The sequence below is a fragment of the Oxalobacteraceae bacterium OTU3CAMAD1 genome (assembly GCA_024123915.1).
Classification (GTDB): domain Bacteria; phylum Pseudomonadota; class Gammaproteobacteria; order Burkholderiales; family Burkholderiaceae_D; genus Rugamonas.
Genome location: CP099650.1, coordinates 3,345,697 through 3,367,520, shown reverse-complemented (window position 1 = coordinate 3,367,520; position 21,824 = coordinate 3,345,697). Strand labels below are relative to the sequence as shown.

The 21,824-nt window shown below is 65.6% G+C and carries 24 protein-coding genes; 20 read left to right on the top strand and 4 right to left on the bottom strand.

Going from position 1 to position 21,824, the window contains the following annotated elements; genetic code table 11:
- The first annotated feature begins 215 nt into the window (after nucleotides 1-215).
- Genes NHH88_14600 through NHH88_14565 form a run of 8 tightly spaced genes read left to right on the top strand, consistent with a single transcriptional unit; the run spans nucleotide 216 to nucleotide 5,730 of the window.
- On the top strand, nucleotides 216-860 hold the full coding sequence (locus NHH88_14600) for a flagellar hook-length control protein FliK (GenBank protein ID USX17346.1): 645 nt from the start codon (nucleotides 216-218) through the stop codon (nucleotides 858-860).
- A gap of 7 nt (nucleotides 861-867) precedes the next feature.
- A complete protein-coding gene (locus NHH88_14595; GenBank protein USX16946.1) occupies nucleotides 868-1,377 on the top strand; it encodes a flagellar basal body-associated FliL family protein in 510 nt (169 codons plus the stop codon).
- Between the two features lie 33 nt (nucleotides 1,378-1,410).
- Nucleotides 1,411-2,145 (top strand): FliA/WhiG family RNA polymerase sigma factor, encoded by a 735-nt coding sequence (locus NHH88_14590; protein USX16945.1) that lies wholly within the window; start codon nucleotides 1,411-1,413, stop codon nucleotides 2,143-2,145.
- A gap of 55 nt (nucleotides 2,146-2,200) precedes the next feature.
- The gene (gene motA, locus NHH88_14585) at nucleotides 2,201-3,121 is read left to right on the top strand and encodes a flagellar motor stator protein MotA (GenBank protein USX16944.1); all 921 of its coding nucleotides are present in this window, start codon (nucleotides 2,201-2,203) and stop codon (nucleotides 3,119-3,121) included.
- Nucleotides 3,078-4,151: an OmpA family protein gene (locus NHH88_14580; protein USX16943.1), complete on the top strand. Its 1,074-nt coding sequence runs from the start codon at nucleotides 3,078-3,080 to the stop codon at nucleotides 4,149-4,151. Before motA ends, NHH88_14580 begins: the two co-directional genes overlap by 44 nt.
- A 52-nt stretch (nucleotides 4,152-4,203) precedes the next feature.
- Nucleotides 4,204-4,479 (top strand): flagellar biosynthesis anti-sigma factor FlgM, encoded by a 276-nt coding sequence (gene flgM / locus NHH88_14575; GenBank protein USX16942.1) that lies wholly within the window; start codon nucleotides 4,204-4,206, stop codon nucleotides 4,477-4,479.
- Nucleotides 4,480-4,484: 5 nt separating this feature from the next.
- Nucleotides 4,485-4,949 (top strand): flagellar protein FlgN, encoded by a 465-nt coding sequence (locus NHH88_14570; GenBank protein USX16941.1) that lies wholly within the window; start codon nucleotides 4,485-4,487, stop codon nucleotides 4,947-4,949.
- Nucleotides 4,936-5,730 carry a glucosaminidase domain-containing protein gene (locus NHH88_14565; GenBank protein USX16940.1) on the top strand — a complete coding sequence of 265 codons (795 nt, stop codon included), beginning with the start codon at nucleotides 4,936-4,938 and terminating at the stop codon, nucleotides 5,728-5,730. Before NHH88_14570 ends, NHH88_14565 begins: the two co-directional genes overlap by 14 nt.
- 69 nt (nucleotides 5,731-5,799) lie before the next feature.
- Here NHH88_14565 and NHH88_14560 read toward each other — a convergent pair whose 3' ends face one another.
- Entirely contained in the window at nucleotides 5,800-7,524 is a 1,725-nt protein-coding gene (locus NHH88_14560) for a DUF3300 domain-containing protein (protein ID USX16939.1), read from the bottom strand.
- Between the two features lie 106 nt (nucleotides 7,525-7,630).
- Nucleotides 7,631-8,215, bottom strand: coding sequence for a flagellar basal body P-ring formation chaperone FlgA (flgA, locus tag NHH88_14555; GenBank protein USX16938.1), 585 nt, complete (start codon nucleotides 8,213-8,215; stop codon nucleotides 7,631-7,633).
- Nucleotides 8,216-8,517: 302 nt separating this feature from the next.
- On the opposite strand from flgA, the gene flgB reads away from it, so the two are divergent.
- The 12 genes from flgB (at nucleotide 8,518) to NHH88_14495 (ending at nucleotide 18,655) form a co-directional block, all read left to right on the top strand.
- Entirely contained in the window at nucleotides 8,518-8,880 is a 363-nt protein-coding gene (gene flgB, locus NHH88_14550; GenBank protein USX16937.1) for a flagellar basal body rod protein FlgB, read from the top strand.
- A gap of 71 nt (nucleotides 8,881-8,951) precedes the next feature.
- The gene (gene flgC, locus NHH88_14545) at nucleotides 8,952-9,374 is read left to right on the top strand and encodes a flagellar basal body rod protein FlgC (GenBank protein USX16936.1); all 423 of its coding nucleotides are present in this window, start codon (nucleotides 8,952-8,954) and stop codon (nucleotides 9,372-9,374) included.
- 3 nt (nucleotides 9,375-9,377) lie between these two features.
- Entirely contained in the window at nucleotides 9,378-10,049 is a 672-nt protein-coding gene (locus tag NHH88_14540; protein ID USX16935.1) for a flagellar basal body rod modification protein, read from the top strand.
- A gap of 24 nt (nucleotides 10,050-10,073) precedes the next feature.
- Nucleotides 10,074-11,312, top strand: a complete 1,239-nt coding sequence (locus NHH88_14535) for a flagellar hook-basal body complex protein (GenBank protein USX16934.1) — start codon at nucleotides 10,074-10,076, stop codon at nucleotides 11,310-11,312.
- Between the two features lie 14 nt (nucleotides 11,313-11,326).
- Nucleotides 11,327-12,052 (top strand): flagellar basal-body rod protein FlgF, encoded by a 726-nt coding sequence (gene flgF / locus NHH88_14530; GenBank protein ID USX16933.1) that lies wholly within the window; start codon nucleotides 11,327-11,329, stop codon nucleotides 12,050-12,052.
- A 30-nt stretch (nucleotides 12,053-12,082) separates the two neighbouring features.
- Complete coding sequence (gene flgG / locus NHH88_14525) at nucleotides 12,083-12,874, top strand: flagellar basal-body rod protein FlgG (GenBank protein ID USX16932.1); 792 nt, start codon at nucleotides 12,083-12,085, stop codon at nucleotides 12,872-12,874.
- Entirely contained in the window at nucleotides 12,874-13,548 is a 675-nt protein-coding gene (gene flgH / locus NHH88_14520; GenBank protein ID USX16931.1) for a flagellar basal body L-ring protein FlgH, read from the top strand. Before flgG ends, flgH begins: the two co-directional genes overlap by 1 nt.
- 48 nt (nucleotides 13,549-13,596) lie before the next feature.
- Nucleotides 13,597-14,718: a flagellar basal body P-ring protein FlgI gene (locus NHH88_14515; GenBank protein USX16930.1), complete on the top strand. Its 1,122-nt coding sequence runs from the start codon at nucleotides 13,597-13,599 to the stop codon at nucleotides 14,716-14,718.
- An 11-nt stretch (nucleotides 14,719-14,729) separates the two neighbouring features.
- Complete coding sequence (locus tag NHH88_14510; protein USX16929.1) at nucleotides 14,730-15,161, top strand: rod-binding protein; 432 nt, start codon at nucleotides 14,730-14,732, stop codon at nucleotides 15,159-15,161.
- Nucleotides 15,162-15,313: 152 nt separating this feature from the next.
- Complete coding sequence (flgK, locus tag NHH88_14505) at nucleotides 15,314-16,684, top strand: flagellar hook-associated protein FlgK (protein USX16928.1); 1,371 nt, start codon at nucleotides 15,314-15,316, stop codon at nucleotides 16,682-16,684.
- Between the two features lie 9 nt (nucleotides 16,685-16,693).
- Complete coding sequence (gene flgL / locus NHH88_14500; GenBank protein USX16927.1) at nucleotides 16,694-17,599, top strand: flagellar hook-associated protein FlgL; 906 nt, start codon at nucleotides 16,694-16,696, stop codon at nucleotides 17,597-17,599.
- 18 nt (nucleotides 17,600-17,617) lie between these two features.
- Nucleotides 17,618-18,655, top strand: coding sequence for a hypothetical protein (locus tag NHH88_14495; GenBank protein USX16926.1), 1,038 nt, complete (start codon nucleotides 17,618-17,620; stop codon nucleotides 18,653-18,655).
- A 122-nt stretch (nucleotides 18,656-18,777) separates the two neighbouring features.
- Here NHH88_14495 and NHH88_14490 read toward each other — a convergent pair whose 3' ends face one another.
- Together NHH88_14490 and NHH88_14485 are read right to left on the bottom strand one after the other, a co-directional pair.
- Nucleotides 18,778-21,009: an EAL domain-containing protein gene (locus NHH88_14490; protein USX16925.1), complete on the bottom strand. Its 2,232-nt coding sequence runs from the start codon at nucleotides 21,007-21,009 to the stop codon at nucleotides 18,778-18,780.
- A gap of 139 nt (nucleotides 21,010-21,148) precedes the next feature.
- Complete coding sequence (locus NHH88_14485) at nucleotides 21,149-21,823, bottom strand: amino acid ABC transporter permease (GenBank protein USX16924.1); 675 nt, start codon at nucleotides 21,821-21,823, stop codon at nucleotides 21,149-21,151.
- Between the last annotated feature and the right edge of the window lies 1 nt (nucleotide 21,824).

The window sequence follows — 21,824 nt, the reverse complement described above, 5'->3', positions numbered from 1 at the left end:
TGGCCGTCAACGTCGTCGCGCCGCAGCCGGCCGCCGATGCCGCCGCCGCGCGCGCCGCCGCCCAATTGCAAGCCGCGACGGCCGCCACCGCCCAGGTCGTCAGCACGCCGGCCGGCGCCGCCGTCCAGGGCGCCGTCGCCCAGCAAGCCAAGGCCGACGCGCCCGCCGCCGACGCCACGGTGCCCGTGCCGGCGACCGACGCCGCCTTACCGCAAATGGCCAACGCCGCCGCCCCGGCGCCGCGCGCCCTGCCGCGTGGCGCCGAAGCGGCCGCCGGCCAGCCCGCCAACACCGGCGCCGCGCCGCCAGCCACCGCCACCGTGGCCAAGGACGAGAGCCGCGCCACCGCCGCCGTGCCGGCCGCCACCAGCGCCAGCGCCGGTTTGACGGCGGGCGCGCCCGCCGCGCCGGCCGCACCGGGCGCCACCGTCAAGCTCGCCGGTACGCCGGAGCAGTGGCAACAGCCGCTGCGCCAGGCGCTGGGCGACCGCCTGCAGCTCAACCTCCAGCGCAACAACGACCACGCGGTGATCCGCTTGGAACCGCCCAATATGGGCAGCATCGAGATCTCGATCCGCCACAGCGCCGGGTCGCTGCAGGTGAACCTGTCGGCCAACAACAGCGAAGTGCTGCGCCAGCTCAACAGCATCGGCGACAGCGTGCGCCAGGATTTGTCGACCCGCCAGTTCAGCGACGTCGCCGTGACGGTGTCGTCGAGCCGCGCGCAATCGCAGGCCCAGGCCGACAGCGGCGGGCGCAACGGCCAGCAACGCGACCAGGACGATGCCCGCACGCCGGGCCGCGCGCTGTCCGAGGACGGCGCCGCCTCCCTCTTTGCCATGACGTCCGAGCAGGAGTAATCAGTAGATGAAGAACATGAAAATGATTGTCGCGTTCGCCCTGGTGGCGGTGGTCGGCGCCGCCGTCGCCGGCGGCGCGGTGTGGTACATGTCCAAGGGCGACGCGGCCGCGGCCGAGGAACACGACGCCAAAGGCGGCAAGGACGCCAAGGAAGCCAAGGCCAAGAAGGCCAAGAAGGAAGAGAAAAAGGATGAAACGCCGCCGAAGTACCTGACGGTCGACAAGGTCATCATCATGCTCAAGCGGGTGCCCACCGACACCTCGGCCCACTACATGTCGGCCGACCTGGTGATCACCACCAACATCAAGCAGGAGAAGGAAGCCAAGGAGCACTTGCCGATGCTGCGCAGCGTTGCCGTGCGCACGCTGTCGAATTTGCCGATGGCGACCGCGCAGGTGATGACGATCGATCAGTTCGCGGCCGAGTTGAACAAGGCGTTCGACGACACGTACGAGCAGGAAGGCCGGGAGAAACCATTTTCCGAGGTCATGATCGGCAAGCTCATCATCGAGTAAGCCGGACCGGGCATGAACACGAGTGGAGCGGGCATGGCCTACACAGAGCAGTACGCGGAAACTTATGCCGAAGGCTACAGTGAAGACGGCAAGGCGCCGGTCATGCACAGTGCGGCCGACGAGCAAAAGTATCTGCTCGCCTATGCGCCGCTGGTCAAGCGCATCGTGCGCCAGCTCAATTCGCAGGTCGCCGGCGCCATCGACCGCGACGACATGGAACAGATCGGCCTGATGGGCCTGCTGGAGGCGCTGCGCCGTTACGGCGAGCCCGACGGCGGGTTCGGCAGCTACGCCAGCCTGCGCATCCGCGGCGCCATCCTCGATGAACTGCGACGCCAGGACTGGCGCCCGCGCGCGGTGCGCCAGCAAAGCCACAAGCTGCGCGACGCCGTGCGCGCATTGACCCGCAAGCTCGGCCGCGAGCCCAGCGAGCAGGAGATCACCACCGGCCTGGGCCTGACGGCCGAGGCCTACCAGGCCTATCAGCTCGACGAGAACGCCGAGCTGATCGCCAGTTTCGACGAGATCCTGCAAGACAGCGTCAGCAACGAGAGCGCGCCCAGCCCGGAGGACCAGCTGATGGTGCGCCGCAGCCTGGAGCAGGCGCTGCGCGGGCTCGACGAGCGCGAGCAGCGGGTGGTGCAAATGTATTACGAATTTGAGCTCAGCTACAAGGAAATCGCCGCCGTGCTGGACCTGACCGACGCCCGCGTCTGTCAACTCAACAAGGCGGCGCTGGGCAAAATGAAAGCCGTACTGCAAGTCTGAACATTTCAGGACGGACGGCAAGAAACAAGTCAATGACGCGGAAAGGCGAATCATCATGCAGCAAATAGTCGGCATCCTCATCGTTTTAGGCAGCGTCTTCGGCGGCTTTGCCCTGATGGGCGGAACGTTCCACCAGATCTGGCACCCGATCGAGCTGGTCGTCATCGGCGGCGCCGGCTTCGGCGCGCTGGTGCTGGGCAATCCGACCCACGTGCTCAAGGAACTGGGCACGCAGATCAAGAAGATCCTGATCCGCAAGAAGTACGACTCGGAGTTCCAGCGCCAGCTGCTGCTGCTGATGTACGAACTGCTGCAACTGGCCGCCGGCGGCCTGAAAGCGCTCGACGCCCACGTCGAGGCGCCCAAGGACAGCCCGCTGTTCCAGCGCTACCCGCGCGTGCTGGAAGAACCGAAACTGCTGGCCTTCATCGTCGACAACTTCCGCCTGATGGCCATGGGCAAGATCAACGCCCACGAACTCGAGGGCGTGCTGGACCAGGAACTGGAAGCGCTGCACACCGAACTCGAGCAGCCAGCCAAGTCGCTCGGCAAGATCGGCGAGGCAATGCCGGGCTTCGGCATTCTGGCGGCCGTTCTGGGCATCGTGATCACCATGAGCACCGTCAGCCAGGGCGCCACCTCGGGCGAGATCGCCGAGAACGTCGGCGCCGCGATGGTCGGTACCTTCATCGGTATTTTCCTGTGCTACGGCCTGATCGACCCGCTGTGCAACATGATGAAACAGCTGGTCAACCAGGAAGCGTCCAACAAGGAAACCGTCAAGGTGGTGCTGGTGACCCACGTGGCCGGCAAGCCGGCCCTGCTGGCGATCGACTCGGGCCGCCGCCTGGTGCCGCTCAACATCAAGCCGAGCTTCGCCCAGCTCGAACGCTGGATCAACGACCTGGAAGGCCGCGACAGCGAACCAGCCGATGACAGCTCACGTCGTGGAGGCCGTGGTGCTAAAGCCGCATGACAAAGGGCATGACCAGACCATCGTCAAGCGCGGTGGCGGCAAGCACAAACACGACGACCACGGCGGCGCCTGGAAGGTAGCGTTCGCCGACTTCTGTCTGGCGTTGATGTGCCTGTTCCTGGTGCTGTGGCTGATGGCCGCCCGCAACACCGAGTCGCTCGAACAAATCCTGACCGAGGCCGACGGCGCCAAAACCGACCAGGGCAAGGGCGTCATGCCGCAGCAGGTGGGCGGCCCGCGCGGCAGCCTGATCGACCGCTATCCGATGCCGCACTTCGGCACCAGCGACGACCCCGGCGAGAAGAAAAACGCCCAGGGCGAGCCGGACCCGGAGCCGGTCATCACCCCGGCCAAGGTCAAGTACGAATCGCCGGCCGACCTGGCCGCGCTGTCGAAGGCGCTGACCAAGATGAGCGCCGAGTTCGGCCTGACGTCCAATCTGGAGGCCATCATCACGCCCTACGGGCTGCGCGTGATGTTGCACGACACCGACCGCCAGGGCATGTTCGTGCGCGGCAGCGCCGTGCCGACCGACAAGTTCCGCGCGCTGTTGCGCAAGATGGGGCCGCTGTTCAAGAAGATGGAAAACCAGATGCTGATCGTCGGCCACACCGATTCGCTGCAATACGCCGACACCAGCTACGCCGCCTTCTCGAACTGGACCTTGTCGTCGAACCGCGCCATGTCGGCCCGCTCGCAGCTGCTGGCCGGCACCATGAATCCGGAATCGGTGCTGCAGGTGGTCGGCATGGCCGACCGCGCGCCGCTCGACACCAAGCGCGCCGACGCCGGCGTGAACCGCCGCATCGAACTGCTGATTTTAACGACCGCGCAGGCCAAGACCATCGCCGCCATGTTCGGCATGCCGGACAACTCGATGCCGCTGACCGAGGACATCGACACCGCCCTGCCCGACCGCAGCCTGCTGGAAAAATTGCGCAACTCGCTGGGCGGCGGCGCAGCCGCACCACGCCAACCAGCGGCGCAGCCCGATCCGCGCCGCAACGGTAACAACGCCGGTAACAATTAAGCGGTAACATTAAAGATATCGTATGGAAACCAAGCCAAGCAGAGGCACACGTATGAGAATCACAACCTCCACCCCGGACGGCATGACCGTCCAACGGGTCGCCGACGCCGCGCCGGTCGACGCCGGCGAGGCCGCAGCGCCGGCGCCCGCCGCCGCGCCGTTGCAGTCGGCCGTCATGCAGCCGGCGCTGCAGGCGATGCGCGACATGCCCGAAATCGACCAGGAAAAGGTCGACATGCTGCGCGACGCGCTGGCCAAGGGCGAACTGCCGTTCGATCCTGCCAAGCTCGCCGGCCTGATCCAGCGCTTCCACGGGAGCGAGAAGTGACGAATGTGGTAACCACGGCGGCGGGCGATGGCGAGCGTAAAATCGCCGCCATGACGCGCCAGGACGCCATGCGCGCGCTGCTGGCCGGCATCGCCGACGATTTGCGGGCCTACCCCGCGTTGCAGGATTTGCTGGAGCAGCAATTCCAGGCCGCCCTGCGCCACCAGGCCGCCCAATTGGGACAGGTGGCGGAGGCCATTTCGGCCCTGGTCGACACCTTGCAGGCGCGCCGCGCGCAACGCGTTGCGCTCGCGCAACGTTTACTTGGTCCAACTGCCAACATGGCCCAGGCATTTGCCTTGCTGAAAAATGCTGCCCGGGAGAAAATAGAGTCCGACTGGAAGACGCTGGAAACCATGGTGGTTGAATGCAAGCGTCTCAGCAAGCGCAATAGCGACTTGCTGTTAGAACAGCACAGCATCATGCAGCGCGTGCTGCATGGCGAGGACCAACTTTATGCGCCAGCTTAACAATATGCCCGCGACGGCGCCGACCGCCGCCACCGTATCGAACATGACCTCCAGCCGCCCCGTCGCGGCTGTTGGCGCTTTTGCGTCCTCTTCGTCGTCGGGCAACTTCGCCTCGACCTTCCGCCAGGTGCAGCAGGATGTCGCCACTTTCATCAGCCACGGCGGCGGCGGTTTCGGCGATGCGGCGCCCTCGCCGTCCGCGTCCCAGGCGATGAGCCTGCAGGCGATGGCGTTGCAGCGCTCGACCGGGGCTATCGAGGGAACAAACGCCGGCGCCAACGGCGGCGGCATCGACAGCGACCTTCAAAAACAATTCCTGGCCTCCATCAAGCCATGGGCCGAAGAGACCGGCAACAAGCTGGGCGTCTCGCCGGACGTGGTGGCGGCCCACGCCGCGCTCGAATCGGGCTGGGGCCAGCAACCGCTGCGCAAGGGCGGCGCCGACACCAACAACCTGTTCGGCATCAAGGCCGGCGGTAACTGGCAAGGCGCGGTGGCGGCAGCCACCACCACCGAATACGAACAAGGCGCAATGGTCAAGAAGACCGAGCGCTTCCGCAGCTATCCGGATGCCGCCAGCGCCTTCCGCGACTATGCCGATATGCTGTCGAACAATCCGCGCTACCAGGCCGCGCTCAACACCGGCAACGACGCCCGCGCCTTCGCCACCGGCCTGGCGCGCGGCGGCTACGCCACCGACCCCGCCTATGCCGACAAGCTGAGCAAGCTGGCGGCCCAGGTCCAGCGCGGCGCCAGCGCGGCGCTCGATTCCAAGCCCTAAGCCGCGTCGCCACTCCGCACAACAAAAAGCCAACCCCACGGGGTTGGCTTTTTCGCATTCCAGGTCGCGCTAGCCGTGACGTTCCTGCCCGTCGTGCTTGTCGTGGTGGTGGCTGGTTTCCTCGTGCTTGACCGCCGCGTGCTTGACCGGCGCCGGCGGGGCCGCATGGGGACGTTCGTTGTGCATGGCGAGCAGATCCTGGCGCGCGGCATGGGCATGCGACCGGTCAAGACCGTTGACGTCGTGGTTAGCCATCGTCCCGTGCGGCATGAAGGCCTCAGCGCGCTGGGCGGGCCGTGTAGGGCCCTCGGCGTGCTGGACCGGCGGCATGGCCGCCTCGGCGTGCCGGACCGGCGGCACGGCCGCGTCGGCATGTTGGGCGGGCGGCATGTGCACATCGGCGCCGCCGCGTTCCTGCATCGGCACCGCCCTTTCACGCCCGGGTTCGGCATGCTCGTGCTGCGCCATCGGCGCGGCCGGCGCGACCGGTGCGACGTGCGGCGGCGGCGGCGGTGGCGCGAACGAGTTCACGTGGGGCGCCACCGCAGCGTGCATCGCCGGCGGGGCGAACGACGGACGCGCGCCCGGCACCGCGTCGTGGGCGGTGAAATGCGGCACGGTCATCGGCCCGACCGGCCGCTGTGCCGGATGGGCCGCCAGCGCCGCGCCCATCGGTGCAAAATTCGGCTGGGACCGGGCCGCGCTGGAAGTCACGGCAGGCGGCTGCGCAGCGTTGTGAATCGCGAAGTTCTGGGTGTGATTGACGACGTTATTGCTGGTTCGGTAGTTATTGTTAACGTAGTTGCTGTAGTTGTTGTTCACCACATTGACGTTATTGACATGGTTGACGACCGTGACCGATTTCGAGACATAGGTCGAGTTGTTGTACACCACGGCTGGCCGGTGCCAGCCGCCGTCGTAGCCGGGGCGCGGCGCGCCCCAGTTGACGTCCCACGCGTTCCATCCCCAGTCGTGGTGATGGCTGATGGCCGCGCCCACCAGCACGCCCACGCCGAAGGAGATGACGCCGGTGGCGACCAGGTTTTCGCCCGTATAGGCCGGTTCTCGGTAAGTCCGGTAGACCGGCACCGGTGCGCCATAGACGATCGTGGGGTCATAACGCGGGACATACACGACGTCGGGTTCCGCTGGCTCGATGACGATGGTTTGTGGCGGCGCAGGTATCACCGCCGGCCCCGAGTACACCATCGGTTCCGAAGGCGATTGCTCGATGTAATTCGGCGGCGGCGCCGCGCGCACGGTGGTCGATACCCGCAGATGCGGTGAGCTTTTCAGGTTGCCGGCCTGCTGCGCGCGCAAGCGCATGGCCTGGATCGCGTTCATCACATCGTTGGGGTCGTTCACATAGGCCTCGCCCAGCGCCGTGGTCCACTGGATGTTGCCCGCCATCTGGTTCAGCACGCTTGGGAAGGTGGTCAGCGCTTTGACGCTGACGTCCCATGGCTGGGCGGCTTCGGCGCTCTGCAGCGCGTCGCCCTTCAAGGACGGATTTTGCGCCAGCCACTGGTTGGCGGCCGAAATCTGCTCCGGGTAGGTGGCGCCGGCCAGCACCTGGCCGACCAGCTTGTCCGGGAACAGCGCGATCGGCGCGACCATCTGTGACAGTTGGTCCGCCGTCGGCGGCGTGTAGGGAGCGGCTTGGGCGCTGGGCGGCGCGTCCGCCGTCTTCGGCTGCACAGGTTCGGAAGGCTTGTTACACCCTGCCAGAGCCAGCAGACTCAGTATCAGAGTCGAGGCCACCACGGTCCTCATGTTTTTCGTCGGCGCACCCATGATTGACATCCTTCCATGCTAAAAGTATGGAACTAGATTAACAATCGCCCAGGAATGAAGCTGTTACCCTTTGTAACGTGCGTAAGCAAGCTGTTCAGGACCTCGCCTAGGGCTTGATCGTCACCGGCATGTCGGCCGGTTGCACCGTGCCGGCGCCGGTCACCTTCGCGCGGATAATGGTGCCGCTGGCGTTGCGCACCCGCACCAGCGAACCGCGCGCGCCGGCGTCGAGCGCCTCGCCGGCCATGCTCACCTCCACCTGCTCGTTGCGAGCGACGATGCGCACCGCCTCCCCCCGCTTGACCAGGGTCGGCGAGGCCAGCAGCGCCATGCGCAGCACCTCGCCACTGCGCAAGGCCCGCTTGCCACTCATGCCGACCACGTCCTGCGGATCGGAGACTGGATCGGCGATGTTGGAGATATCATGGCGTTCAAGCAACACGTCTTCATCTGCGATGACTTTTCCGGCCGGCACGTCATTGGCCGCGATGGCGATGCGCGCCGACACCTGCGCCCGCACCACGAACTCGTAGCGCCAGCCGGGCGCGCCCGCGCCGGCCGTGCACGAGGCCGCGAACTTCATGCGGCCCGGCGTGCGGGTGTCGACCGCCTCGACCGTCACGGCCTGACCGCAGGCGGCCAGCGGACGGCTGCCGCGCAACACATTCAACTCGAATTTAGGCTCTATCAAACCGCTACTGTCTGCCCAGCGCAACACATATTGACGCGCCGCAGCCTCGACCAAAACCGGCACCTGTTCGGCGTTTGTGGGGCTAGCGGCGGCCAAAGTGTTAAAAAATGTTGTGCTAAGCAGCAACATTCCACCTAAACCGGTTACAATCCTTTTGTTGAACATGGGCAATACCTCTACTATGATGCGGAGAGCGATGGTAGTTAAACCGCTGTGCCGTCATTTTACATTGACGGTAACGTTTTGCACTCATGCAACACCGTTTTTTAGCAACGCAGCCTGAATTTGGACAGGGGAAGACTATGGGCATCAACTTCAAAGAAGCGGCAGGGGTCCACGCTGACGCGCTCCAGCTGCGCGCCGAACGCACCCGCATCCTGGCCACCAACCTGGCCAACGAGAACACGCCGGGCTTTCAGGCGCGCGACATGGATTTCGCCGCCACCCTGGCCAACACCCAGGCCGAGGCGGCCGGCGACATCGGCGGCGACGAGGATGCCGCCTCGATGTACCGCGTGCCCTTCCACCCGACCCGCGACGGCAACACCGTCGAGATCGGCGTCGAGCAGGCCGCGTTTTCGCAGAACGCCTCCGATTTCCAGACCAGCCTGACGTTCGTGACGATGCGTCTGCGCGGTCTCGCCAAGGCCATCAATGGCCAGTGAGCACGCCGTCGCCATGATCCCGGCCGCCGCAGTGGACCGCACCATCGCCCGCATCAACCACGGAGTAACCGATGTCCTTTAAAAATATTTCCGAGATCGCAGGATCGGCCATGTCGGCCCAGAGCGTGCGCCTCAATACCATCGCCAGCAACCTGGCCAACGCCGATTCGGTCAACGGCAACGAGGCCGACACCTACCGCGCCCGCAAGCCCGTGTTCTCGGCCGTCATGAGCGACAGCTTCGACGGCGACATGCAGGCCGGCGGCAAGGTGCAGGTGCTCGACGTGGTCGAGTCGGCCGAGCCGCTGCGCAAGGTCTACGAGCCGGGCCATCCGATGGCCAACGCCGAAGGCATGGTGTTCTACCCCAACGTCAACGAAGTGGCGGAGATGGCCGACATGATGTCGGCCTCGCGCGCCTTCGAAACCAATGTCGAAGTCCTGGGCCGTATCCGCGGCATGCAGCAATCCCTCCTCAAACTCGCTGAAGGTTAAGCCATGGCAGTCAGTCTACTCAACAACAGCAGCGCCAGCGCCGGCAACGGCGGCACCAGCGTCACCGGCAACGCCGCCAGCGCCTCGTCGGACATGTTCACCAAATTGCTGGTGGCGCAGATCCAGAACCAGGACCCGCTGTCGCCGACCGATCCGTCGCAGTTCGTGCAACAGCTGACGCAGCTGTCGCAGACCGAGGCCTTGCAGAACCTGTCGCAGCTCACCAGCGCCAACTCCAGCGTACTGCAAAGCATGCAAGTGATCTCGCTGGGCGCCCAGGTCGGCTCGGACGTCATGGCCGAATCCGGCACCGTCAAAATCGATGGCAAAACGGCCATCAGCGGCCAGACCACCCTCGCCGCCTCCAGCAGCGCGACCAGCGTCGTGCTGACCGGCGACGACGGCACGAAATACACGGTCAAGCTGGGCACGCAGGCGGCCGGCACGGTGCCGTTCACGATCGATACGGCCGGCATGAAGATTCCCGCCGGCACCTACAAGCTGTCGGTCGAGACCAGTTCCAAGGAAGCCCCGCCGGTCGACGTCCAGGGCCGCCTCAACAGCGTGCGCCTGTCGGCCAACGGCGGCGTGGTGCTCAACGTCAGCAACATCGGCGAGATCGCGCCGACCTCGATTACCGCCTTCAACGGCAAATCCGCCTCTGCCATTCAATAATCTTTACTTAGGAAGGACTCCATCATGAGTTTCGATATCGCATTGTCTGGCATCCAGGCCATCAACGAATCGCTGAACAGCACCAGCCAGAACATCGCCAACGCCGGCACCTACGGCTACAAGTCGTCGCGCGCCAACTTCTCGTCGCTGGTCTCGGGCGACGTCCAGACCGGCGTCATGATCGGTTCGACCACGCAGAGCATCGGCAAACAGGGCGGCGTGCTGAACACCGGCCGCGCGCTCGACGCCTCGATCAACGGCCGCGGTTTCTTCGTCACGAAGGACCAGAACACCGGCCAGACCGAATACACCCGCGTTGGCATCTTCGACGCCTCCAAGGACGGTTTCCTGGTCGACGCCACCGGCCGCAAGGTGCAGGGCTATCCGATCAAACAAGGCACGACGACCTTGGGCGCCTTGGGCGACGTGCCGATCCCGACCGGCTCGATCCCGGCCGTGGTCTCGAAGAACGTCGATTACGTCGGCAATATGTCGGCCGACTGGACGACGCCGACCGGCGCTTGGCCGGTTGCGCCCGGCGTCACTCCTGCCGCCCCGGCCGACCCTGCGACTTTCAACATGTCCAAGGCCTCGGTCGTGTACGACAGCCTGGGTGGCAAACACACCTTGACCCAGTATTTCGCACAAGGCGCCGCCAACACCGTCAATGTCCACTTCGTGCTCGACGGGACTGAGGTTCAGGGCGTCACCGGGACCACCCAGCTGACGTTCAACCCCACCACCGGACAGCTGACTGCTCCCGCCACCGGCAAGTTCCAAGTGAACCTGGCACCGATCACCGTTTCCAACGGCGCGACGCTCAGCGCGGTCGACATCGACTACACCGGCACCACCGGCTTCGCCGGCGAAGCGACCACCACCGCCAACGCCGCCGACGGCTACGCGGCCGGCACCTTCACCGGCATCGCGCTGGGCACCGACGGTTCCGTCATCGCCAGTTACAACAACGGCCAGAAGCAAGCCGTCGGCCGCCTGGCGATCGCCACCTTCCCGGACGAAGGCTCGCTGCAAGCCATCGACGGCACCAGCTGGATCGAGTCGATCAACTCCGGCACGCCATTGGTCAACGCCCCGGGCGTGGGCATGGGCGGCAACATCAACACCTCGTCGCTGGAGCAGTCCAACGTCGACATCACGTCCGAACTGGTCGGCCTGATGACTTCGCAGCGCAACTACCAGGCGAACTCGAAGGTCATCCAGACCGAGAGCACGATGCTGCAATCGCTGATGCAAGCGATCTAAGGAACGACTAAGCCATGGACGCGTTGCTTTATACAGCGGTAAGCGGGGCCGAACGGGCCCTGCGCGGACAACAGGTGCGGGCCAACAACCTGGCCAACATCGACACGGGCGGCTTCCGCGCCAATATGGAGCTGGCGACGGCGCAAACCGTGCAAGGCTACGGCTACGACGACCGCCACATGTCGCAGTTGCAGGCGAACTCGGTGTCGACCAAACAGGGCACGCTCAAGGCCACCGGCCGCGAGCTCGACGTGGCCGTCTCCGGCGCCGGCTTCCTGGCCGTCGACGGTCCGACCGGCGAGGCCTACACCCGCGCCGGCAACATGGCGCTCGACGAGAACGGCACCTTGCGCATCAACGGCAACGTGGTGCTGGGCGAAGGCGGTCCGATCACCCTGCCCGAATACAGCAAGATCGACATCGGCGCCGACGGCACCATTTCGATCCAGAACCCGGGCACGACGACCATGCAAACGGTCGACAAGCTGCGCCTGGTCAAGGCCGAGGCGTCCGAGCTGACCAAGAACGAAGCGGGCCTGCTGATCGCCCGCGACGGCGTGCCGCTGGCCACCGATCCGACCGTCGTGATCCGCGCCGGCCACCTCGAGGGCAGCAACGTCTCGGCGGTGGAGGAAATGGTCGCCACCATGAGCCTGAACCGCACGTTCGAAATCCAGATGAAATTATTCAAGGCCAGCGATTCGATGGCCGAAACCGGTAACCGCCTGATCAGCGGCTAAGCTGATCCAAAGACCCAACAGGAGCAATACATGAACCCAGCAATGTGGATCAGCAAGACCGGCGTGCAAGCGCAAGACCAGAAACTGCAAGCGATCGCCAACAACCTCGCCAACGCCAACACCGTCGGCTTCAAGCGCGACCGCGTGGTGTTCGAGGATCTGTTCTACTCGATCGAACAGCAGCCGGGCGCGCAAGTGGCCGACAACAACACGCTGGCGCCGTCGGGCGTGCAGCTCGGTAACGGCGTGCACATGGTCGGCACGCAAAAAGTGTTCACCAACGGCAGCCTGCAAACCACCGGCCGCGACCTCGACGTCGCCGTCATGGGCAACGGTTTCATGGCCGTGCGCCAGCCTAACGGCGAGACCGCCTACACCCGCGCCGGCCAGTTGCAGGTCGACGCCAACGGCATCCTGGTCAACGCCCACGGCCTGCCGCTGATTCCACAGATCACCGTGCCACCCAACGCCACCGCGCTGACCATCGGCGAGGACGGCACCGTCTCGGCCACGATCGCCGGCACCGCCACCCCGAGCCAGCTGGGCCAGTTGACCCTGACCAGCTTCATCAACCCGACCGGCCTGATGGCGCTGGGCGAGAACCTGTTCGCCGAGACCGCCTCTAGCGGCACGCCGACCGAAGGCGCGCCGGGCACCGCCCAGTGGGGCAAGCTCAAGCAAGGCACGCTGGAAGGCTCGAACGTGCAAGTGGTCGAGGAAATGGTCGACATGATCGCCGCCCAGCGCACCTACGAGATGAACACCAAGGTGCTGTCGGCCGCCGACAATATGCTGCAATACCTGGCGCAGGCGGCACGCTGATGAAAGCCGCATTGCACACCCTGGCACTGGTGGTCGCGGCCTCGCTGCTGGCCGGGTGTGCCGCGATCCAACCGCCGCCGGTGCGCCCCGGCCCGTCCGACGAGGCGCCGACGATCTCGCGCGTGATGGGACCGAAGGGCAGCTCGGGCGGCGTCTACAGCGCCGACCTGGGCCTGTCGCTGACCTCCGACAGCCGCGCCTTCCGCGTCGGCGACGTCGTCACCGTGAGCCTGCAGGAAACCACGCAGGCCAGCAAACGCGCCGGCACCAGCTATTCCAAGGATTCGGACAACAACATCAACGCGCCCAGCCTGCTGGGCAAGGTGTTCCCCAAGGCCTCCATCGGCCTGGGTTCGTCGAGCAACTTCGCCGGCGACGCCACCAGCACCCAACAGAACGCTTTGACCGGCGCCATCACCGTGATCGTGCAGGAAGTGCTGCCGAACGGGCTGCTGCGCGTGTCCGGCGAAAAAACGCTGACGCTGAACCAGGGCGAGGAATTCGTCCGCCTGCGCGGCTACCTGCGCGCGGCCGACATCGACGCCAACAACCAGGTCTCGTCGCTGCGCATCGCCAACGCCCGCATCGCCTACTCGGCGCAGGGCACCCTGGCCGATACGCAATCGGCCGGCTGGCTGTCGCGCTTCTTCACCGGTCCGTACATGCCGTTTTAACAGTGGCCGTTTTAAGTTGTCACCAGTACACTATTTGGATTGAACATCATGAACTTCCGCAAGCTGCACCGCATTCTCGCCCTGCCTTTGGCGCTGTGCCTGACGTTGACCGCGACGCTGCCGGCCCAAGCCGCGCAAGTGCTGCGCAACCTGGTCGCCGTCGAAGGCATGCGTGACAATCCGCTGGTCGGCTACGGCCTGGTGGTGGGCCTGAACGGCAGCGGCGACTCGACCCAGGTCAAGTTCGCCAGCCAGTCCGTCATCAACATGCTCAAGCAGTTCGGCGTCAAGGTGCCCGACGGCACCGACGCCAAGTCGAAAAACGTCGCCACCGTGATGGTGTCGGCGGTGTTCCCGCCCGGCTACCGCAAGGGCCAGAATATCGACGTGGTGGTCTCCTCGATGGGCGACGCCAAGAGCCTGCGCGGCGGCGCCCTGCTGCTGACCCCGCTGCGCGCGGCCGACAACGAAGTCTATGCGCTGGCCCAGGGCAACGTGGTCGTCGGCGGCTTCAGCGCCCAGGGCAAGAGCGGCTCGTCGGTGACCGTCAACACCCCGACCTCCGGCCGCATCCCCAGCGGCGCGGCCATCGAGCGCGAGATCGCCAGCGATTTCGCCACCAAGCCGAGCGTGCGCCTGTCGCTGCGCCATCCGCACTTCCAGACCGCGATTAATATTGTCGATTCGATCAACAAGCGCTTCGGCGACATCGCCACCGCCAGCGACGCCACCAGCGTCGACGTGGTGGCCCCGGCCAACCCGACCCAGCGCATCGCCTTCATGGCCAAGCTCGAGGCGCTGTCGATCGACGTTGGCGACGATTCCCCGAAAGTGGTGTTCAATTCGCGCACCGGCACCGTGGTCATCGCCGAGGGCCTGCGCGTGCGCGCGGCCGCCGTCACCCATGGCTCGCTCAAGGTGGTGATTTCCGAGAGCACCAAGGTCAGCCAACCGAACGCCCTGGCCGCCGGCAACACCGTGGCCACGCCGCAATCGCAGGTCAGCGTGGACCAGGGCTCGGGCCAGATGTTCAACTGGCCGGCCGGCGCCAAGCTGCAAGGCATCATCGACGTCATCAACAGCCTGGGCGCCTCGCCCGACGACATCATGGCGATCCTGCAGGCGCTGGACCACGCCGGCGCCATCGAAGGCGAACTGGTCGTCATCTAACAGGAATTCCCATGAGCATCCAAGCCCCCTTCGATCCCAGCAAGCTGCGGCTTGGCGTCGCCGACAAGCTCAGCGACGTGCACGTGACGCCGGTGGCAGCCCAGCCGGGCGACACGGTGGACCCTGCCTACCGCGCCAAGGTGACCGAGGCCGCCGTCAAGTTCGAAAGTTTCTTTATCAGCCACATGCTGCACCAGATGCGCTCGGGCACGCGCGAGCTGTCCTCCGAGGACAGCGTCTTCAAAAACAAGGTCAACCAGGACATGCTGGACATGGCCGACAACCTGGTCGCCGACCAGATGGCCGGCCGCCGCGCCTTCGGCGTGGCCGACGTCATCCTGCGCCAGCTGTTGCCGGCTGCGGCACCAGTGGCGGCGCCGCCGAAAACGGCGGCCGCCACGGCCTCCCCGCCTCCGTTGGAAGGCGCCGCACCAGCGGCCTGAGCCGGGAAAAACTTCCCGGATGGAAATTTTATGCGTGCATCGCTTAATCCTGTCCGCTTAGCTGTCGCCTTGTACTGATAACGGAGCGCTCGTGCCAGCTTTGGCGCTGCCAGCGACCGCTCCTTCGGCCTTCACCAGGAAAGACCCGCACCATGAGCATCTCTTACAACGCACTGTCCGGCGCCCTGGCCGCCCAAGCCGCCATCAACACCGTCAGCCAGAACGTCGCCAACCTCCAGACCAAGGGCTACACCCGCCAGGGCGTGCTGTTGCAGTCGATCGCCTCCGATCCGGGTCTCAACAGCCCCGGCAACGGCGTGCAGGTCGGCGCGTTGCTGCGCTTTAGCGATTCCTACAAGTCGCAGCAGATGTGGCGCGCCAATTCCGACCTGGGCCAACGCTCGCAAGTGCAGCCCTACCTGACGCAGCTGGAAAAGGTGATGGCCGACAAGACCTCGAGCATCAGCTACGGCGTCGACAACTTTTTCAAGGCGCTCAACGCCGCCGCCGTCGATCCGACCTCGACCCCGCTGCGCCAGCAGGTCATCACAATGGCCGACTCGATGTCGCAGCAGATCAACAGTATTTACAATTTGACGGCGACCCAGATGGTGTCGGTCAACCAGCAGCGCACCACCATGCTGCCTTCGCTCAACGAATCGCTGGCCAGCATCGCCGCGTTGAACAAGCAAATCATCCAGGTCGGCGCCGCCGGCACCAGCACCTCGGGCCTGATCGACCAGCGCGAACTGCTGATCGACGCCGTCTCGGCGCAGGTGGCGGTGGAAGTGCTCAACAATCCTGACGGCAGCATCAGCGTCTCGCTTAAAACCGGCCAGCCGCTGGTGGTGACCGACATGGCGGCCAAGCTCAGCTTCGACACGGTGGCCGGCACGCAAACCCTGAACCTCGCGTTCGCGGGGACCACGTTCAAGCTCGACGAGACCAAGGTCGGCGGCCAGCTGGGCGGCCTGGGCGATTTCCTGGAAAACACGCTCAAGCCGCTGCAAGTGTCGATCTCCGAGATCGCCGAGCAGATGTCGACCATGGTCAACGACCAGCTCAACGCCGGCTTTACCGCGCCCGGCGTGAACGGCGCGGACCTGTTCGTGTTCAATCCGACCAGCGCCACCGGCCTGCTGGGCATCGATCCGGCCTTCAAGGCGGCCGACCTGGCCTTCTCCAGCGACGGCACCCCCGGCAACAGCGGCAATTTGCAGGTACTGATCGATATCAAAAGCCAGCCGATCGTGTTGACCAGCCTGGGCAGCGTGCTGCTCAACGACGCCGACACCCAGGTGGTGGGCAAGCTGGCCGTCGACAGCCAACAGAACCAGTCGCTGCTCAAGACCGCCACCACCATCCGCCAGCAGTCCGAGGACGACTGGAAGTCGACCAGCGCGGTCAACCGCGACGAGGAGGCGATCAACCTGATCGAGTACCAGAACATGTACCAGGCCAATATGAAGGTTATTTCCGTGGCGAACAGCCTGTTCGACGCTACCTTGCAAATGTTTAATTAAGGGAACGTCATGCGTATCGCCTCCAGTCAATTCCAGGCCACCATGAACCGTGGCCTGCAGGAAAACCAAAGCTGGGTCTCCAAGCTTACCGAGCAACTGGCATCGGGCAGCCGCATCCAGGTGCCGTCGGACGACCCGATCGGCGCGGTGCGCATCTCGCGCCTGACGCGCGAAGAAGCCATCGTCGGCCAGTACCGCGAAAACATCGCGGCCACCAAGATCCGCCTGACCAGCAACGAAGAATACCTGAGCAGCATGACGCGCGACATCACGTCGGTCAGCGACCAGCTGGTGTGGGCGGCCGACGGCAGCAACACGCCGGCCGACCTCCGGTCGATGGTCAGCACCATGACGGCGCTGCGCGACAGCCTGCTCTACACCGCCAACCAGAAGGACCAGGAAGGCCGCTACATCTTTTCGGGCACGCTGACCAGCACCCAGCCCATCCAGGTCACCGCCGGTCCGCCCGATACCTACACCTACATGGGCAACGCGGACCAGCAAAAAACCGTCATCGGCAACGGCATCACGCAGACCGTCAATGTCGACGTCGGCGGTCTGGAGAGCTTGCTGACGAAGATAGACGCCACCATCGCCGCCCTCTCCGATCCCGCCCTCGTCATCGGCAGCCCCACCTTGCAAGCGACGCTGAAGGACAATATGGACGGCGCCACTGCCACGCTTGAGCTGATTGCCGGCAAGATCGCCCAACTGGGCGGCGCCCAGAACGTGATGAAGACGCTCGACGACAACCACGCCAACGTCAGCCTCTCGAACAAGGCCGCCATCCTGGATCTGGGTCAACTCGATTACGCCGAGGCCGCCACCGAGCTGTCCGGGTATAATTTGTCGCTGGAAGCGTCGTACAAAGCCTATGCCAAGGTGAGCGACCTGTCGTTGTTCAACGTCCTGTAACCGTTATTACCCTAGCGTATGCAAATCTCGCCCCAACCCACCCCCACCGTCATTGTCCCCGGCGGCGCCGGCAATGCCAGCGCGGTGGACGGCACCGCGCTCGGGCTGAATGGCGAGAACGCGGCCACGGCCACCCCGGTCAACCCGACGCCGACCTCGGCGGCGCCGTTGCGCCGCGGCCTGACCCATATGGACCAGCCGCTGCAGGGCGACATTTCCGGCGCCCAGCAAGCCCTCGACTTCCTCGAACAGAGCGCGGCCCAGCTGCGCAACCTGAAGGCCGACCTGAGCGCCCGCCTGGCCAACCGCCAGCGCGCCGACGGCACCCTGGAGGCGCGCGTGCGCCAGTTCAGCAACAGCTGGCGCAACCGCTCGCAGGCGTCCGGCGGCACCCTGGATTCCCAGCTCAATTTCAGCAACCAGGCCACCAACACGCGCTTCAACGTGCGCGGCATGAACCTGACCAACCTGCGTCCCGGCGGGCGCGAGGTGCTGGCCATTTCGCTGGGCGGGCAAAACCTCAGTTCGGTCGTGCTTGAGCCTGGCCTGACCGACCAGCAGATCACCCAGCGCTTCGACACCGCGCTGGCGCCAAGCGGCGTGCGCACCACGCTGGGCGAGGACGGCCAGCTGGAATTCAGCGTCGCCGAATCGCAGTGGGGCAATCTCCGCGACACCATCGCCGTGCAGGGCGGCGGCCAGCGCTTCCCCACCGGGCAGCTCAACCGCGTCAAGGCCGAGGCGCAGGCGCCGGTGGTCGATCCGGACAACTGGCAGACGGCCGACGTCGAATCGATCCGCACCACCTTGCAGCAAGTGTTGCAGGCGCTGTCGCAGGTGGAACGCTCGATCGCCTCGGTGCAAACGGCGCTCAACCAGGCCGCCGCGCGGGTCAAGAACGCGGTGCCGGCCGACACCACCGACGGCATGGAGCAGGTCGCGCAGAATTTCGTCACGACCGCCAAACAGCCCGGCTACCAGTCGCTGCTGTCGATCACGTCGGCGCTGGCGGGCATCAGCCGCGAACGCGTGGTTTCGCTGCTGAGCCTGCGCTAGTCCAGCGCCCCCAGATCCCCTCTAAAACACGTAGGGCGGATTAGCGCAGCGTAATCCGCCATGCATGAGTCGCCGACGGAGCTTGGCCGATTACGGCGTTCCGCCTAATCCGCCCTACGAAATCAATTCAGCCTCGGCAGTCCCTGCCGCGCCAGCGTGCTGAACGCCTCGGCCGGCATCGGCTGCGCATAAACATAGCCCTGCGCGAAATCGCAGCCGGCCAGCTCCAGCAGATTGCTCTGCGCCACCGTCTCGACGCCCTCCGCCACCACCCTCAGCCCCAGTTTGTGGGCCATCAGGATCAGCGCCTCGCACATGGCCAGGTCGCCGCTGTCGTTGGCCAGGTGCTGGATGAAACTGTGGTCGAGCTTGAGCAGGTCGATACCGAAATGCTTCAGATGGGCCAGCGACGAGTAACCGGTGCCGAAGTTGTCCAGCGCCACCTGCAAGCCCATCTCGCGCAGCTCGCGCAGGCGGTCGCCGACCTGGGCGGCGCCGTCGAGCAGCACGCCCTCGGTGATCTCGATGATCAGGCTGCGCGGCGACAGGCCCAGCTCGGCCGCGTAGTTGAGCCAGCCCACATACAGCGCCGTGTCGCCGCGGAACTGCGCCGTCGACTGGTTGATGCCCACCTGGAAGCCCGAGCCGAGCTCGTCCTGCCATAGCCGCGCCTGCCTGGCTGCTTGGCGGAACACCCAGTCGCCGATTTCCATCATCAGCCCGCCCGATTCGGCGAACGGCAGGAACTCGGCCGGCGCCAGCAGGCCGCGCTGCGGATGGCGCCAGCGCAGCAGCGCCTCGGCCCGCTCGATCTGGCCGCTGCGCAGGTTAACGATGGGCTGGTAATGCAGCTCGAACTGCTGGCCCGACAGCGCCGAGCGCAAATCGACGGTGACCTGCTGGCGCGCCTGCGCCGCCTTTTGCAGTTCCGGCGTGAAATAACTATAGCGGTTGCGCCCGCCCTGCTTGGCCGCGTACATCGCCTGGTCGGCGTTGCGCAGCAAGGCCTCGGGCGAGTTGGCGTCGGCCGGGAACACCGAGATGCCGATGCTGGCCGACACCGACGGATGGGCCACGCCCAGGGTGAAGGGCCGGTTCAGCCGCGCCAGGATGGTCTGGGTGATGCGCTCGATGGCGCTAATCTGCTCCAGTCCGGTGAGAATCACGGTGAACTCGTCGCCGCCCAGCCGCGCCACCGTGTCGGAGGTGCGCACGCAGGCGCCGATGCGGCGCGCGGCCTCGACCAGCAACACGTCGCCCTGGTCGTGGCCCAGGGTGTCGTTGACCTGCTTGAAACCGTCGAGGTCGATGAACAGCAGCCCCAGCAACACGCCCTCGCGGCGCGCCTTCTTGACCTCCTGCTCCAGCCGGTCCTGGAACATATGCCGGTTGGGCAAGGCGGTCAAGCTATCGAAGTTGGCCTGCTGCCAGATCAGTTCGGTCGAGGCGCGGGTGGCCGTGATGTCGCTCACCAGCGCCAGCGCGCCCAGGTAGCCGCCGTCGCCGTCGAAGATCGGGTTGGTCGCCAGGGTCACCCACAGCTCGGCGCGGTCCTTGCGCAGGAACTTGAACTCGTGGCGCTCGGCCACGCCGCGCTGGCGCCGCGCGATGTTGCGCTCGAGGATGGCGCGGCCCTCGTCGTCCATGAAGGCCACCAGCGGCTGGTCGAGCATCTCCTCGATCGAATAGCCGAGCATTTGCGCCATCTTCGGGTTGACGAAACTGGTGCGGGCGCTGGCGTCGATTTCCCAGATGCCCTCCTCGGCGCAATGGACGATGCGGCGGAAGCGCTCCTCGCTGCGTTCGAGCGCGGCGGTCTTGCCCTCGGCCAGCTCGACCACCACCCGCAGCGCCTGGCCGCTGGCGTCGGCGCTGGCGCGCAAGGTGACCGGGAAGCCCTGCTGGTTGCGCGCGCGCACCATCTGCAGGTCGCACTGCTCGGGCTCCACGCTGTTGAGGGCGTGCCGCACGAAGCGGTCGAAATCCTCGTGAAAGCGCGGGGCGACGAACTGGCGGAAGGAGGTCTGCTCGGGATTGCTTCGCGACAAGCCGAGCAAATCGGCGCCGACCACGTTCATCTGCAGGATGGCGGTATCGAAGCCGAGCACGAAATAGCCGACCGGCGCCAGCAGATAGATATCGTTGAAATAGGATGTCTCGGCGACGGCCTTGCCGGTCTCGGCGAAGTCGGCGGCGGGAACGGTGGACTCGCCGATGGTGGCCATCATCGCCTCGTAGGGCGCCAGAGAGGCGGCCTCGGCGACGACAGCCAGCCCGGCCAGCCCGCCGAGACGCTCCTCGGAAATCGGCTGCCTGCGCGCCGGCGCCTCGGTACTGGACGTTCGCTTCTCCATACCCTCCCTTTGCGTAACCCCAACTCCGGGGTCAGGCCCTCCATTGCTACACGGGCTCGTGCATCAATGGAGGACCTGACCCCGGAGTACGGAACTAGACTAGCATTTACGCGTGGCGATGTCGAGAAAACACGGGGAGTTAGCGATGTGCACGGTTCAAACGTTGTTCGGCGCGTCGTTGCAGCGCCTCAAACAGCAGGCTGAGCGCCCAGTAGATCAGCGCGGCGGCCAGGTACAGCGGCAACGGCCGGAACGTCGTGGCGATCACCTCCTTGGTAGAGAGCATCAGCTCGGTCATGGTGATGACCGACACCAGCGAGGTGTCCTTGATCAGGCTGATCAGGGTGTTGCTCATCGCCGGCACGGCGATCCTCAGCGCCTGCGGCAACACCACGTGGCGCAGGGTGCTCCAGTAACCGAGCCCGAGGCTGTAGCTGGCCGACCACTGCCCCTGGCTGACCGCGCCGATGGCGCCGCGCAGGCTTTCGGACAGGAAGGCGCCCGCGTTCAGGCTCAGCGCCAGGATGCCGGCCGTCACCGGCGTGAACTCGATGCCGACGCTGGGCAGGCCGTAATAGATGACGAACATTTGCACCAGCAGCGGCGTGCCCCGGAACAGGCTGACATACACGGTGGCCGGCCAGCGCAGCAGCCGGTACGGCAGGATGCGCAGCACCGCCACCGGAAAGCCGATCAGCAGCCCGCCCAGCATCGAGGCCAGCGCGAAGATCACCGTGTAGCCGGCGCCGCGCAGCATGACCGGCGCCGCCTCCGTCAGCAGCGCCCGCAGCTCCAGCACGCCCTGCCAATCCATG

Coding starts and splice junctions, on each gene's coding strand:
- NHH88_14600 (USX17346.1), top strand. CDS start 216: ATGGCCAACGCCGCCGCCCCGGCGCCGCGCGCCCTGCCGCGTGGCGCC.
- NHH88_14595 (USX16946.1), top strand. CDS start 868: ATGAAGAACATGAAAATGATTGTCGCGTTCGCCCTGGTGGCGGTGGTC.
- NHH88_14590 (USX16945.1), top strand. CDS start 1,411: ATGGCCTACACAGAGCAGTACGCGGAAACTTATGCCGAAGGCTACAGT.
- motA (USX16944.1), top strand. CDS start 2,201: ATGCAGCAAATAGTCGGCATCCTCATCGTTTTAGGCAGCGTCTTCGGC.
- NHH88_14580 (USX16943.1), top strand. CDS start 3,078: ATGACAGCTCACGTCGTGGAGGCCGTGGTGCTAAAGCCGCATGACAAA.
- flgM (USX16942.1), top strand. CDS start 4,204: ATGAGAATCACAACCTCCACCCCGGACGGCATGACCGTCCAACGGGTC.
- NHH88_14565 (USX16940.1), top strand. CDS start 4,936: ATGCGCCAGCTTAACAATATGCCCGCGACGGCGCCGACCGCCGCCACC.
- NHH88_14560 (USX16939.1), bottom strand. CDS start 7,524: ATGGGTGCGCCGACGAAAAACATGAGGACCGTGGTGGCCTCGACTCTG.
- flgB (USX16937.1), top strand. CDS start 8,518: ATGGGCATCAACTTCAAAGAAGCGGCAGGGGTCCACGCTGACGCGCTC.
- flgC (USX16936.1), top strand. CDS start 8,952: ATGTCCTTTAAAAATATTTCCGAGATCGCAGGATCGGCCATGTCGGCC.
- NHH88_14540 (USX16935.1), top strand. CDS start 9,378: ATGGCAGTCAGTCTACTCAACAACAGCAGCGCCAGCGCCGGCAACGGC.
- NHH88_14535 (USX16934.1), top strand. CDS start 10,074: ATGAGTTTCGATATCGCATTGTCTGGCATCCAGGCCATCAACGAATCG.
- flgF (USX16933.1), top strand. CDS start 11,327: ATGGACGCGTTGCTTTATACAGCGGTAAGCGGGGCCGAACGGGCCCTG.
- flgG (USX16932.1), top strand. CDS start 12,083: ATGAACCCAGCAATGTGGATCAGCAAGACCGGCGTGCAAGCGCAAGAC.
- flgH (USX16931.1), top strand. CDS start 12,874: ATGAAAGCCGCATTGCACACCCTGGCACTGGTGGTCGCGGCCTCGCTG.
- NHH88_14515 (USX16930.1), top strand. CDS start 13,597: ATGAACTTCCGCAAGCTGCACCGCATTCTCGCCCTGCCTTTGGCGCTG.
- NHH88_14510 (USX16929.1), top strand. CDS start 14,730: ATGAGCATCCAAGCCCCCTTCGATCCCAGCAAGCTGCGGCTTGGCGTC.
- flgK (USX16928.1), top strand. CDS start 15,314: ATGAGCATCTCTTACAACGCACTGTCCGGCGCCCTGGCCGCCCAAGCC.
- flgL (USX16927.1), top strand. CDS start 16,694: ATGCGTATCGCCTCCAGTCAATTCCAGGCCACCATGAACCGTGGCCTG.
- NHH88_14495 (USX16926.1), top strand. CDS start 17,618: ATGCAAATCTCGCCCCAACCCACCCCCACCGTCATTGTCCCCGGCGGC.
- NHH88_14490 (USX16925.1), bottom strand. CDS start 21,009: ATGGAGAAGCGAACGTCCAGTACCGAGGCGCCGGCGCGCAGGCAGCCG.
- NHH88_14485 (USX16924.1), bottom strand. CDS start 21,823: ATGGATTGGCAGGGCGTGCTGGAGCTGCGGGCGCTGCTGACGGAGGCG.